Source organism: Acidovorax sp. KPB24-03 (assembly GCF_057546605.1).
Map to the genome: position 1 here is coordinate 82,957 of NZ_BAAJYR010000002.1, position 13,939 is coordinate 96,895.

10 protein-coding genes are annotated in these 13,939 nt (G+C 64.5%); 1 reads left to right on the plus strand and 9 read right to left on the minus strand.

The features are described 5' to 3' along the window. Window positions 1-4 precede the first annotated feature (4 nt). On the plus strand, window positions 5-1,138 hold the full coding sequence (gene wecB, locus AC27KI_RS01015; RefSeq protein WP_487087537.1) for a non-hydrolyzing UDP-N-acetylglucosamine 2-epimerase: 1,134 nt from the start codon (window positions 5-7) through the stop codon (window positions 1,136-1,138). A 140-nt stretch (window positions 1,139-1,278) separates the two neighbouring features. Here wecB and AC27KI_RS01020 read toward each other — a convergent pair whose 3' ends face one another. The 9 genes from AC27KI_RS01020 to AC27KI_RS01060 form a co-directional block, all read right to left on the minus strand. Further along, window positions 1,279-2,568: an O-antigen ligase family protein gene (locus AC27KI_RS01020; protein WP_487087539.1), complete on the minus strand. Its 1,290-nt coding sequence runs from the start codon at window positions 2,566-2,568 to the stop codon at window positions 1,279-1,281. Further along, window positions 2,565-4,418 carry a WecB/TagA/CpsF family glycosyltransferase gene (locus tag AC27KI_RS01025; RefSeq protein WP_487112204.1) on the minus strand — a complete coding sequence of 618 codons (1,854 nt, stop codon included), beginning with the start codon at window positions 4,416-4,418 and terminating at the stop codon, window positions 2,565-2,567. The genes AC27KI_RS01020 and AC27KI_RS01025 overlap by 4 nt, the downstream gene beginning before the upstream one ends. Window positions 4,419-4,422: 4 nt before the next feature. Beyond that, the gene (locus AC27KI_RS01030; RefSeq protein ID WP_487112206.1) at window positions 4,423-5,745 is read right to left on the minus strand and encodes a hypothetical protein; all 1,323 of its coding nucleotides are present in this window, start codon (window positions 5,743-5,745) and stop codon (window positions 4,423-4,425) included. Continuing rightward, the gene (locus tag AC27KI_RS01035; protein WP_487087547.1) at window positions 5,742-6,998 is read right to left on the minus strand and encodes a hypothetical protein; all 1,257 of its coding nucleotides are present in this window, start codon (window positions 6,996-6,998) and stop codon (window positions 5,742-5,744) included. The genes AC27KI_RS01030 and AC27KI_RS01035 overlap by 4 nt, the downstream gene beginning before the upstream one ends. Next, window positions 6,985-7,983 (minus strand): class I SAM-dependent methyltransferase, encoded by a 999-nt coding sequence (locus tag AC27KI_RS01040; RefSeq protein ID WP_284429776.1) that lies wholly within the window; start codon window positions 7,981-7,983, stop codon window positions 6,985-6,987. Before AC27KI_RS01040 ends, AC27KI_RS01035 begins: the two co-directional genes overlap by 14 nt. A 27-nt stretch (window positions 7,984-8,010) precedes the next feature. Beyond that, window positions 8,011-9,852 carry an asparagine synthase (glutamine-hydrolyzing) gene (gene asnB / locus AC27KI_RS01045; protein WP_487087549.1) on the minus strand — a complete coding sequence of 614 codons (1,842 nt, stop codon included), beginning with the start codon at window positions 9,850-9,852 and terminating at the stop codon, window positions 8,011-8,013. A gap of 31 nt (window positions 9,853-9,883) precedes the next feature. Further along, window positions 9,884-11,248 carry a hypothetical protein gene (locus tag AC27KI_RS01050; RefSeq protein WP_487087551.1) on the minus strand — a complete coding sequence of 455 codons (1,365 nt, stop codon included), beginning with the start codon at window positions 11,246-11,248 and terminating at the stop codon, window positions 9,884-9,886. A 342-nt stretch (window positions 11,249-11,590) separates the two neighbouring features. After that, on the minus strand, window positions 11,591-12,547 hold the full coding sequence (locus AC27KI_RS01055; RefSeq protein WP_487087553.1) for an NAD-dependent epimerase/dehydratase family protein: 957 nt from the start codon (window positions 12,545-12,547) through the stop codon (window positions 11,591-11,593). Beyond that, window positions 12,544-13,812, minus strand: a complete 1,269-nt coding sequence (locus tag AC27KI_RS01060; protein ID WP_487112208.1) for a hypothetical protein — start codon at window positions 13,810-13,812, stop codon at window positions 12,544-12,546. Before AC27KI_RS01060 ends, AC27KI_RS01055 begins: the two co-directional genes overlap by 4 nt. Window positions 13,813-13,939 lie beyond the last annotated feature (127 nt).

Genomic DNA, 13,939 nt, shown 5'->3' on the forward strand with positions numbered 1-13,939 from the left:
GTCCATGCGTTCTCAGATTGCCTATGTGCTAGGCACACGCCCAGAAATCATCAAGATGTCTTCCCTGATTGCCGCCAGTCAGCGGGAGGGCATTGGCCATAGCGTCATTCACACCAACCAGCACTACGCGGAATCCATGGACCGCGTCATCTTCGAGCAACTGGATCTGCCGCCGGCCGGCATTCATCTCGGGGTGGGGTCTGCACCGCAAGGCGAACAGATAGGGCGCATGCTGTGTGGCCTGGCGCCTGCCCTGGCGGAGATGCAGCCGGACATTGTGGTCGTGCAGGGCGACACCAACAGTGCCTTGGCCGGTGCATTGGCTGCCAGCAAGCTTGGTATTCCGGTGGCGCACGTGGAAGCTGGGCTGCGGAGCGGTGACCGGCGCATGCCAGAGGAAATCAACCGCATCCTGATCGATCAGATGGCGGACCACCTGTTCTGCCCCACCCCGCTGCAGGCGCAGATTCTGCGTGACGAAGGGGTGTCCGAAAGGCGCATCCACGTGACAGGCAACACGGTGGTCGATGCGACGCTGGCCTATGCTCCGGCTGCACGGCAACGCTCGGACGTCCTGCGCAGGTTGGGCTTGCCCAGCAACGGCTATTGGCTGCTGACGTGTCACCGCCGTTCCAATACCGAAGAGCAAACGCATTTCGAGAGGCTGATGGACGCCGTGTGTGCGATGTCGTGGTCTGCAGGCATGCCTCTGGTGTTTCCGATGCACCCGCGCCTGGCCGCCATGGGGCGTTCTACGCTGGCTGGCCGACCTGGGCTGCTGGCCATCGAGCCGGTCGGCTACCTGGACATGCTGGCGTTGTTGCAGGGCGCTGCGCTGGTCATGACAGACAGCGGCGGCGTGCAGGAGGAAGCCTGCATCTTGCAGCGCAAGTGTCTTTTGCTGCGCACCAGCACCGAGCGCCCGGAGACGCTAGAGCGTGGCGGTGCCGAGCTGCCGGCCAGCCTGAGCGACGGTGACCTGCGGACGGCTTTGGAAAAGTTGCTGGCGCGTGCAGTGGCATGGAGCAATCCCTTGGGTGATGGAAACGCCTTCCGGCGCATTCTGGATATCCTGCTCGCGAAGGGCCAGGAAGACACATCGTCCCCACGCCATCGGCACCACAGAACCACTCACTGACCGGCCTGGGCAGGCAAGCCGGCTTTCACGATCAGACGTCAGCGCAACCTTTCGTCCAAGAGATCCGGCGGCGGATGCAGCGCGACATGCACGTCGGTGCACAGACCGCAAACCCAAGCCCGAGCGCTTTGGCTGAACCGTCAAGTTGTGGATCGTGATACGCCGTCGGCCTGCAAGGGCGCGCAATGTCCCGCGTGCAGTGAGGCCACTGCCAATGCGGCATGCATCGAGAACGGGAAAAACGGGAAGTAAAAATCAAACGTGCTCAGACCCAGCACGAGAATCAGCCACGCGATCGCCCATTGACGCTCGGCCGCAATGCGCAGCAGGGGACGCCACAGCGCAAAAATCAGCGCCAATCCGGCAAGCAGGCCGAAGAGTCCCGTTTCGGACAGTGCCGCCAGCAACAGGTTGTGAGCGTGCAGTTCGCCGCGGTGGAAGCGGCCGCCGGTGTAGTCCGGAACCATGAACTGGAACACGCCTGCCCCAAGACCGAACCAGGGGTGGTCGCGCCAAGCATCCAGCGCGCCGCTCCAAAGGTACGTCCGCCCTAGCGTGAAGGCCGTCATCATGTTTTCCTGTGCCGCGCTGGTCATGTCTGGATAACGTAGCCACAACACGAAGACGGCAAGCACAGCGATTCCGCCCAACGCCACGCGTGCGATGTGGCGCTGTCTATTGGACGTGCATGCCCTTGGCCATGCCCACCATGCCATCAGCACCCCGACGGGCAGCAGGGTGTTGCGTACCTGGGTCAACGCCAGCGCCAACACGGCGCCCACCAACGCGAGCGCCAGCGAGATCTTCCCGACTTCACCCCGCTGCTGCAGCCTCAGCACCAGCAGCAGCACCATGGCCGCGGACGTGGCCAGCAGTGCAGGGTGCTCGTACATGCCCGAAATTCGCGGCAGGTACTTGAAAGTCTCTTCTGGATGGAATGCCAGGGTCACGCGCAGCGCCCCAGGCCATTGGAACCAGACGGCCCCGGCCAGCGCCAGGTTGAACCACACGGCGATGAGTGCTGCCAGCGTCGCCGCACGCGGCCAGCGCGGGCAGGCCGCAGCGAGGTTGAGCATGGCCCAAAGCGCCAAAAGACTGGTGGCATACCGCACGGCGAATGCGCATGCCAGCCCGATGTGGTTCGAAGCCAGGACCGATGCAGACAGGGCCGCGATGCACATCAGGATGGCCAGCAGGGGACGTACCAATTCAGATGGCACGCCATGCCGCACGAGCGATCCTGCGGAAATGGCGAGCATGCAGCCCAGCATCGTCACGGACCCCAGTGACAGGGCCATGCCGAAAAACCGAAACGGCAGCACGATCTGCTGCAAGCAAAACAGCAGATAAAGGGCCAGGCAAATGCTCACCAGGAGCAGTTGCCCGCGCGGCGGTACGGCCGCCGGGGAGGGATCGAAACGTGAGTTCATGCACCCGTGCGGACGATGGCACGCGAACGATGGCGTCTGCTCATGCGCGCGCGTAACAGCAGCAGTAGATAGGCGCAATTGGTTCGCAGGTACCGGGCGAACAGGCGCCTGGGCTCCAGCCACAAACGGAACATCCATTCCATGCCGAATCTCTGCATCAGCAGTGGAGCGCGCGGCAGCATGCCGGACACGACATCGAACGATCCTCCCACCCCCATCGCCAGTGCCACACCCAGTTCATACCAATGCCGCTGCAAAAAGAGTTCCTTCTTCGGCGAGCTGATGCCGACAAAAAGATAGCGCGCTCCCGAGTTCCGGATCGCAGCGACGACTTGCGTCACTTCGTCGTCCCGGAAATAGCCGTCGCTTGTCCCGGCAATGTGAAGTCCGGGAAACATGTCACGCAGCCGTTGAGCGGCCGCCAAAACGATGGCCGGCCGCGCACCCAGCAGGTAGACCCCGACACCGGACTGTGCAGCCTGGCCGCAGAGGTCTTGCATCAGGTCAATGCCGGCGCGTCGAGCCGGGGGATCGACTCCCAGCCAGCGCAGGCCAGCACTGATGCCGCTCCCGTCGATGTGAACCAGCTCGGCCTCATCCAGTGCGTCACGCAGCAGTCCCTGCGCTCTTGCGTCGATCAGCTTGGCCACATTGAGCCCTTCGATGCGAACCGGGTCTCCACCGTGGGCGGCCTCCTGTGCACGCTGCAGCAACTGCGTGGGAGAGACGAGATCCAATGGGCAATCGAAGAAACGAATCCGTTCGGGACGGTGTATCAAGGCGCAGGCTCCTTTTTTCGGCGCATCGTACAGTGCCCCTACACGCGATCGCATGTGCTCCCACGTGAAGCCTGCGCGAACCTGCGCAATGGTGTGCGGCAACACGCGTCGTTGCCGCTGGGTGGCTGCGCAGGCTGCCAGTGCGGCGACGTTACCGAGTGGATAGAGGGCATCGGACAGTCCGACGGCCTCCAAAATCGCCCGGTTGCCTGGGATGTCGCTGGCCACGACCGGGCAACCGAGCAATAGCATCTCGATCAGTACCGTCGGCATGCCCTCCATCGCCGATGGCATGACGAACAGATCGGCGACCGAGGCCATGGCGGCCACATCGGCATCGTCGACAAAACCATGGAGCCGCACCCGATCGGCCCATCCGCGTGTCTGCGCGAAAGATTCAAGCCGCGCGCGATCCGGCCCCCGCCCAACCACATGCAGAACGGCATGCTCCATGCCCGGCTCGCCCAGCAGCGCGATGGCATCGTGCAGGCGCTTGACCGCGTCGAGCCGCCCCACGGAGAGCAAAGCCGGCGCCCCTTCCAGCCCTGGTACTTCCATTGGTGGAGCGTGCAATTGCGCCTCGAGCACCGCATTGGGCAGCAGCACCGGGTGCGCGGGACGGAGACCGCGCCGCGTCAGGTAGTCCTGCCAGTAGGCCGACAGGAGCACCACCCGGTCTGCGCCTCGCAGCAGCGCGCGCTCGATCAATCCGTCCCAACACCGTTTTCCCAGGCGCTTGCCCAAAGCGGGATCGTCGTCGTAATAGCAGTGGGGCGTATAGACCAAGCGCTTGCCAAGCAGCCAGGCCATTGACGCTGCCAACGCGGAAATGGGGGTCCGCGCGCCATGGACATGCACGGCGTCGGCCCAGCCGATGTGCTGCCACATCGCCCGGGCACTCACGCGCACCACTTCGTAGGCGTGCACGTGCCCGCTCGCAGCCGACGGTGCCGCAACGCGCACGGCATGGCCTGCTTCCACGGCCAGCACGGCCAGCCCATGGATATGCCGGGCGACGCCGCCGCCCCCGCCATGGGGGGCAAAGTCTTTGTAGACGTGCAGGATGCGCATGGAGTCACGCCCTCGCCGCATGGATGCACGGTGCGCGGATGGTTCCGGGCTCGACAGCCGCGCCGAAGCGCGTGGCTGCTGCGCATTGGCGCAGCACGCCGCCGAGCAGCAGCCAGAATCCGCCGGCGCCGGAGACGGTCAACGCATTTTCGGAAGACACGAAGGTCGTCACCATCCCGCACAGCAGCCAGAAAGTGGCCAATGCCAGGCGGTCACCGTGTCGGACGTGGGCTTGCCACAGGGTGCGCAGGCACCAAAAGACCAGGCCAAGAAACAAAAGCGCGCAGGGCACTCCCATCTGGTAGGCGATGCTGAACAAGGCACCTTCCCCGCCTCCCAGATCGGTCAGCGCTTGCCGGGCGGCGAAAGCGCCCTGGCGTCCCAGACCACCTCCCCATAGAGCGACTTGGCCCAGGTCGGCCAGGTTGCGCTGCAGTGCCCACCAATGGCCAATCGTGGAGCCGTCACGGAAATTCCACGAGGCCACCACAATGCCGTAGGACGCCCAAACCATCGCCACCAATGCGGCGCCGACCAGCAGCACCCGCGCAGTGGCGGAGCGGACCAGACCGCGGCTGGTCAACAAATAGCCGAGCAGCGCAACGATGCCTGCGAGCATCGAACCACGGGTTCCCGACATCCACACACCGACGAAAAGCCCGGCACACACCAGCAGTGCGCGCCACGGCAAGCGCGTCTGCCACAGCCCCAGCGCTGCCAGGGCCGCAGTGACCAGGAACTGCCCCTGCGCCAGCGGTGCCGCCAATAAGCCGCCAGCGCGGCGCGCATACGTTTCTCCGCCAAAAAAATTCCATGGCAGGCCGGTATGGGGATCGGTGTCCTTTGGCATCACGCCCTTGATGTTCGCAAGGTAGTCAGGCAGGCGCACGGTGTCCACCCAGAACTGGGTGTTGACGATTTCCCACATGCCAAACAAAGTGCTGGCCAAGCTCAGCCAGACAAGGGCGGACGCGCCGAAACGGAGATTCCGAGGTGTCGAAAAGCAGCCGTATCCCGCCAACAGGAACACCATCGGCACCAAAATGACGCCAAGCGATCCCAGTACCACCCCGGCTGGAAGGCCATGCACGAGGCCCACCGGCGCGTAGGCAAGCGCCAATCCGCCGAACGCCAGCACCGACACCAGCAGCGCCCGCGGCATACGCACCGTCAACAGGCACAGCGCTGCCAGCGCCAACACTGTGAGGTCCCGTACCGGGCGCAGCCAAGTGGCCTGCAACCAGGTGCCACCGCCGTACAACCACGCCACCAGCGGATCGCCGACATGCACCCAAAGGATGAGCAACGCCAGACCCCAGCGTTTCATTGGCTGGCTCCAACATGGCTGGGCCAGTCTGGGTCGGAAGCGAAACTGAGTGACAGCCATTGTTGCTGCCGTTCAAGGAAAGCGCCGCGCGTGCAGGCATCCTCTCGCAGTCGGCGGACCAGTTCGCACAACGTCGTCACGTCGGGCACCTGCTGGGCCGGCCGCCCGATCTCCTGCGCATCCGCAGACCCTGAGGCCGGCCATGCCAGGCCGATGACATAGTGGCCTCGACAAGCCGCCTGCAACAGCGCAGTGGAACAGAAACCCACTACCAGCGCGGGTGCTGCGGTGTCCTCCAACAAGGCATGTGGCGGCGGCCGGCACAATGAGGCCATCGCGCTTTTAGCGTAGGGATGACCGTTGCGCACTTCCTCGGGATGCAGCAGGATTTGCAATGTGATGCCCTCGAGCCGGGCCTGGATCAGGGCGTCTGCCAGGGCTTGAAAATAGCCCGCGAGCGAGAGCCCATACACCGGTGTGTGCGTTTGCGATACGAGATACAGAACTGAAGGCGCGGCATGGGCACTGGCTTCAACCTGGGGACGCGCCGGACCGTAGCTGCACGCATGTGCGGCCACACCATGCCGGGCGTAGACCTCTGCGCTGCTTGGTCCCCACAGCAAATGGTGCTGGGCCCGCACGGGAAAGAATTCTTCGGTAGGCAAGCCGTGCTGTACGCAGATGCTGCGCCAGCCGGCGCCGGCGGCCTGCTGTGCCGCCACGGCGTAGAGATCGAAATCGTTGTGCAGCAGCAGCGTGGCGGTCGTGCCCGAGCACATCACGCTCGACCAGGCGCCGCACCAGAGGCGTTGCCGAAACACGCAGCAGCGCACCAGCCAGGGCGCGGCGACCGGTGTCGTGCCTGGCGCATGCCGGAGCCGCCAGGCTGACCAGGCATGGCGCCAAGCCGATGCTGGCGGCCGGGCCGGAAGCTGTCCAGCGACCTGCCCGCGCAGGCGCGGATGGATGAGGACGGTGCAGGCGATGCCGCGCCGGGCCAGATCGGCAACGCACGGTGCGAGGGCGCCCCAGCCATTGCTGCCCGGTAGGGTGGCCAGCGCGGCCCATCCCGCCACTGGCATCGCGCGCCGTGGCAGCGTCGCACACAGCCAGGCATCCCGCAGCAAAGCGAGTACGGCACGCAGCACTGCGCTGCGACCTCGCAAGGACAGGAAATAGAGTTCGTGGCGCACTGCTGCGGCGTCTTCGCCATACTGGATCCGCAGGGTCCGATGAAAGTCACGGAATTGCATCGCAGTCCTCTTGCAACACACGCCACTGGTTCCGCCGACGCTGCAGTTCTCCAACCAGGCCACTGCCGAACAGACTCACGATGGCCTGCTTGAGCACGCGCCGCATCCGATCCCGCAGCGCCCAGGACACCCGATTGAGTTGCCGATCGAGCAGGCGCACCTCCTGCGCGGTTGCCGCCGCCAACGGCTTGGACACACACGCGTGCCGTGGACGCCGCAGGTGCAGCCACAGGTTGTCCGCCAGCATGCCCCCGCCAGGGTAGGCATCGCAGTAGATCACATCCAGTCCTGCGGCTTGCGCCAGCCGTTGCAACAGCGAGGCCGAGAAATAGCTCAGATGTGCAGGATGCACATAGTTCCGCGAACGCCAGTCGCTCATCACGTCCGGCACCTCGATCCATGCCTGACCGCCAGGGACCAAAACCCGTGCCACCGTTGCCAGGAAATCGCGCGGATCCGGTAAATGCTCCATCACGTGGAAGGCCACGACCGCATCAAGCGTGGCTTCGTCCATCACCTGCTGCTGGGGCAGGAACTGAACGCGGGCGCCATCCAGCAGGCGCTCGCGGTGCGCCATATCCGGCTCCGACGCCAGTAAATGCAGGTCCGGACGCACCGCAGCGGCGGCGCCCAGGAAGGCACCAAAGCCAGAGCCCAACTCGAACAGGCGCGCACCCCTTGGAAGATTCGGCGAAATCCGGCGCAGCCGACGATTTGCGACCAACCGGTCGCCGCGCAAGGCGAAGAAGCGTTCCTCGCTGCGCCAGGGCACTTCCATCGGAAACAAGCGGCGGTAGTCGTGCGCGTAGAAGCGCGCCAATGCCTCCTCGCTGAAGTCCGGAGCGAGGTAGGCAGCAGCACACAGTCCGCACCGCCGCAGTTCCTGGCCGCTGCCGAGGTACACCTCCCGCCACACCGTGCGCTGCGCGCAGGTCGCGCCGCAGCAACGGCAACGGCCGTCGTCAGGAGCGAAGTCTGCATTCATTGACCGCCTCGGTTGACCAGACAGACGCTATGCATAAATGCTCCGGTGCCACAGGGCGACTGACACCGCGAGCCAGAGCGTGGTGTGTGCGCGTCCCCGGGCCAGTTCGGTTCGCAGCCGGGGCACGTCGAGGAATTCGCCCAACTCCGGCGGCAGCGATGACAAGGTCCGCTGCACGGGCATGCGGTCCAACAGGAATTGCTCGGCGTGACCGAAGCCAGTGCTCTTGCGCCGTTCCACGATGCGCGGAGGCATGTCGGCAGCGAAGGCCCGCCGCAGCAGCGCTTTGCCGTGGTAGTCGCCCATGCGGGTGTCTGCCCGGGTCGCGAGCGCACGCTCCACCAGCCGGTAGTCCAGGAAAGGCGCTCGCACCTCGATGCCGGCGGACATGCTATTGCGATCGGCCATGCGCAGCACCATTGGCAGATTGGTGGAGAGCACGTCACTGCGCATGCGCATCTCCACGCCAGCCCGGCGGTCGACCTGCAATGCGCGCAGGCGCGGCGACTGGTCGTGCCAGAGCGCGCCGGACATGCAGGCCACGCTGGGCCGGTTTCGCCGCAGCATCGCGCCCAGCAGCGGTCCTGGCAGATCCCAGGCCAGGCGGTGGAGCAACGCACGGGGCAGCACGGCGCCGCCGGCAAGCAGTTTCACCAGCGCAGGCAGGTGTGCGCCGCGCAGAGCGTCCCGTGCGGCCAGGGGTAGGTACAAACCCACATAACCGCCAAACAACTCGTCGGCGCCTTCTCCGTTGAGGACCACCTTGTATCCTGCCTCGCGGATTGCCCGGTACATGCGGAAGCTGGCGAAGATCGATGGAGTGCAGAAAGGCGCTTCCTGCGCGACCACCAGCGCCCGCAGTTCCTCCTCGTCCGGGACCGCGTGGGCGCGATGAACGTGGTGCCGGGTGATTTGACCCCACTCCTTCATCAGGGCGGCGGCGTCGGCCGTTTCATCGAACGCTGCATGGGCAGCATCGCAATATCCGTAGGTGAACGCGCCTGCAAAACAGGTGCGCGGTGCGGAATCGGCTTGCAGGCTGATGCGGGTCAGGATGGAACTGTCCAACCCGCCGGACAGGAGGGTCACGGTGGGAACATCTGAGCGCAGACGCAGGCGCGTGGCGTCTTCGAGCAGGGCCCGGGTTGCCTCTGCGTCAAGGGGATCGGCGGCGCCTGGAGCGGGCCAGTCGTGATAGCGGTGGCGGCGGCTGTGGCCAGTTGGCGATACCCGGTACAGCCAGCCAGGGGGCACGGCGCGGATCCCCTGGTAGAAAGTGTCGCAATTGTGATCGGACAGGCCCGCGACGAGGAAGTCGAAGATTGCGGCCGGGTTGGGTGGCGGGTACCCGCCCAGTGCACAAGCGATCGCACGGATTTCGCTCGCCAGCACCAATCGCTGGCCGTCGTGGTGCATGTAGAGCGGCTTCACGCCAAGCCGGTCGCGGCAGTACACCAGTTCGCCGGTCGCCTGTTCCAGGAGCACCACTGCCCACATTCCGTTGCAGCGCGTGAACAATGCCTCGCCCCATGCTCGCCAACCGTGCAGGATCACCTCGGTGTCGCTGTCAGTGCGGAAGCGATGGCCGAGCGTTTCCAGTTCGCGGCGCAACTCCAGAAAGTTGTAGATTTCTCCATTGAACACCACCACGTTGCCGCTCTCCGCACACCGCATCGGTTGCGTGGCAGCGTCACTCAGATCAAGGATCGCCAGCCGGCGGTGGCCCAGCGCCGTCGGTACGGGCTGGTCCAGGCACAGCAGACCTTGTGCATCCGGCCCGCGGCTCGACAGTGCATCCAGAGCATGCTGGGCGCGTGGCTGCAGCGCCGAATCGGCCACGAAACTCCGCAGGGCGACTATTCCGCACATTGAACAAAACCCAATCGGTTACCGAATGCCGCTACCAGGAGATCGCACGCCATCGCGCAGATCGTGCGCTGGCGCGCAAAAGATTGTGGTGGCGCCACGCTTTCCATGCGGTGGCTAGCAGGAGGATGGCGGCAATTCCGCGTCCAACAGGACTGCTCCAGAGAGCCGCTGCTAAGAGCACAGACAGCAGCGCGGCGTACCCGCCCAGATTCAACCACAGACCGCACAGGCGCAGCGCTGCGCCAGCCATTCCCAGAAGACACAGCAGACGTGCCCATAGCAACCACTGCGGCGCTGTCCAGGCCGCAGCGGCCAGTTGCAGCAAGCCGCTGCACAGGAAACCCAACAACAGCACCCGCAGCAGCGCGGCTTCGCGATGGCGCCCGATCAGCAGTGCAGACAGTACGCTGCTGGGCAGAATCACCATACCAGCGGCCAGTACCGGAGCAACCCAGACAATCCAGGCCCGTTGCTCTGCAGTGCCCGCCGCATCGATGACCGCGACCAGCAGTTGCATGCCCAGCGCGGAAAAGCCCAGCACCAGTGAAATCAGCGCCGTGGCCCAGCGCTCGCCCACCTCGCTGCGCGCCTCGATCAGCAGGAGCCGGTTGAACTGATTGAAAACGCCACTGGCTCCGTTGACCAAATATCCAATCATGAGATAAATCGGCAGAAATGCTGGCGCGATGGTGGCCAGAAGCAGGGGCGTCAGGCGGTCGTGCAAAGTTCCCACCATGCCCATCAAGGACAGCTGCAGCGACATCCCGAGCATCTGCCGGGAGCGGCCTGGACTGGGGCATAGCAATTGCCAGCGCATGCCGAACGCAGCCACATTGACCAGTGCTTGCACCAGATATCCCACGCTCACGGCCAGGCCTGCACCGGCTGCCCCGGCGCTCTCCGGATGCAGGTGCAAAATCAGCCAGGCCAGTATCGCCACCGGCATGGCGACCTGTTGAACCGCGAATCCGAGCAGCCGTTTACCCTGCGCCAGCAAAGGCGCGGAATAGCCGACCAGCCCGAGCAGCGTTGCCGGGAGCACGGCGATCGTGTATTCAAAGGCGTTTCCCTGCCCTCCATAGCTCCACCATGCCGCTGCAGTCCATACCAAGTCGAGGAACAGTGTGGCAAGAAGGCGGTGGAACAGGGCCCGCCGCCATCGATCGCCCCAATCGGGAGACGCCGGATCCTCGCGCAGGAACCAGGATGCATAGCCCAGATCCGCCACAAACAGCACGCTCATGAGCCAGAGGTGCGCCAGCCCCACCTCGCCATAGCCCTGCAGGCCGAACTGGCGTACCAGGAGCCACTGGAACAGCAGCGTGCAACTCTGGCCGAGCGTGTACAGGGCTGCACCGGCGACGAAGCCCGTCTGCATGCGGGCGGTCGTGTTCACGGAAACAAGGCCCCCACGCCGGATGGCGCATGGCTTGGACGGGTAGCGCAAGCCGGGCGAACACCGTGATCGCCGACGCAAAAGACGCAGGAATGGGTGCTAGAGCAAACACGATGGAGCGCGCGCCATGCCCACACACAATGAAGAAAGCCGGCATCCAACTCTGAATCTCCGAAGGGCGCATGGCACGCCCTGAGCAACTGGTTAATACGGTTCTGCCGATGTGCGCGGAATTTTCGCATGCGAGCGTTCACCAGCAGGTTTGCCAAACCACACGAAGGGGATCATGCGCATCGGCTGCCTGCGCGGAACGCCCGCGACAGCCCGAACTTCCTGCAGCAGCTAGCCCATACGGCCATCGACATCCGAGGATGGGGGATCGAGCGTCATCTGCAGCGCTTGGTGCAGGCTCCATCGCGTGCGCCAGCCCAGACGTGACCACGCCTTGCCAGGATCGCCCAATTGGTGGGCGCGGTCGTTGGGCCGCTGGCGTTGTGGATCCACCTCGATCCGTGGACTGCGTCCCAGCAATTTGCCGATTTCTGAGACGAGATCGCCGACCGAATGCTCTACGCCCGAACAAAGGTTGAAAACATCGAAAGCCGGTGTCAGATGGGAATCGTCGAGCAGTGCCAGAACGCCGGCCGCCGCGTCGTCCGCATGCATGTAGTCGCGGCGAGGCTGAAGATTTCCAAGTCGCAATACCGGCTCTGTCCCCGGGTCCGCCCGGAATTGAGCCAGAACGTCTGGAATCAGATGGGCATTCGGATCGTCGTGCGCGATGCTGTTGAAGAGTCGCGCCACGCGCCCGCGGCGTCCTTGGGCGCGGGAGCACCACAACCGCAACTGGCTCTCGTTGCAAAGTTTGGACAGCGCATAGTTGTCGCGTGCTTCGGTGGGGCTGTCGGCCTCGGTCAGCATCTCGCGGCCCCACGCGTAGACAGCGCCGCTGGATGCGATGACCACCTGTTGCAGACCAGTCTGCGTCGCGGCATGCAGCACGCTTTCGGTGCCTTCCACGTTCACCCGCAGACAATGCATGCGCTGTGTCTCGCATGTGGGAATGTGATGCACCGCTGCCAGATGAACGATGGCGTCCGCACGGAGATCCCTCAGCGCGGCCTCCACGGTGGCGGTATCGCACACATCAGCCACCACACTGAGGGTCAGTCCCAGCGGCATCGGCATGCCACTGGACAAATTGTCCAAGCCCGCCACGGCATCGCCACGGCGCAGCAAGGCGGAAACGAGGCGGCGCCCAATCATGCCGGCCGCACCGGTGACAAGCACCCGCCTCACGCTGGATCCTTGTCGTAAGCGATGGACGCCCGCTCCGGCAGCAGCCTGCGCCGCAGGCCGGCGGGCAACCAGGCAAACAATGGGTCGCTATGGGCCGACCATGGCAGCTGCGCTGCGCTGTCCCTGCGACGCAGTGCCGCGTAGGACGCAAGCGCCAGAGACAGCACACCCAGGGTGCACAAGAACGCCGCCAAGGCCACCAGCCACGGCCGGCGCGACGGCACCGGCGCTGCCGAAATCGCCGGCTGGGCCTTGTAGCGCAATTGCTCGGCCTTGTATTGCAGTTGGCCCAAGGTCATCTGTATTTCGCTGCCAACCTGTTGCTGAGCCGCATCCACGGTGGCGTCGGGTGGAAACATCTCATGCTGGTTCAGCCGAAGCCATTCCGCCAGCGCAGTCCCCGAATACAAGCTGCGCATGCGTGCATCGACCCGGCCGAGATAGCGCTGCTTCCAGTCCAGTTGTTCGAGTTCGCGCTGCCCCTTGCGCAGGCTGGCCCGTGTCTCCGCGACAGTGGACTGCAATGCGACCGTTTGCGCGAGCGGCGACAGGTACTTGCCGCCTCCATCGCCGACGGATACCACCGTGCTGAAACCGTTATGCCGCAGCTCAGGGTACTGCTGCAGCAGCTTCTGCATCTCTTGGACCTGCTTCAGGTTTTGTTCGATGGAGAACTGTTGCCTGATCTGTTCGATCTGCAGACGTGCGCGCTGCTCAAGTACCTCGAGCTGCAGCTTGTCCAGGTATTCGCGCAGGTCCGACCACCACATAACCTGGCGGATGTGCTGCGCGATCAGTTCGAACTGCTGGGACGCCGCCGCGTCGTTGCGTACCAGGAGAGACACTTCCAGTCCCAGCGCGCCCACCTTTTTGGGATCGATGTTGATCTGCTCGCGGATGTCATCGCGCCCCACGGTGCTCCGGTAGCTCACGCGGGAACTCCAGTAGCGCGGTTGCTGAAACTGCATCAGCAATCGGTCTCGCTGTCCGTCAGGCAACTTTGCTTCGGCCAACGACGCAGCGACCAAATGCCGGTCCGACAGCATGGGCTGCAGCCTGCGCCACTGGTCCAGCGGCATCTGTGCCGTGTCCAGCAGGGCGACGGCGCTGTAGACCGGCACCAATGCGACGGCTGCCCCGGCGACCAAGGCAAACAGCAAAGCGACCGGGACCAGCAATCGGCCGAATTCGCGGTAAAAGCGCAGCAGTTCCAGCAGCAAGTCGGCCAGCGACACATCGTCGCCGCGCTCCCGCACGTTGTTCATCCCTGGCATCGGAATATGGGCCGGTGTTCAATGTATTTACAGGGGGTGCATCTTCCATCCGACACGATGCTGGGTCTCCATCGAGGCATGCGGCCAGAGGCGAGAAACGAAAACATCTTGCCACACA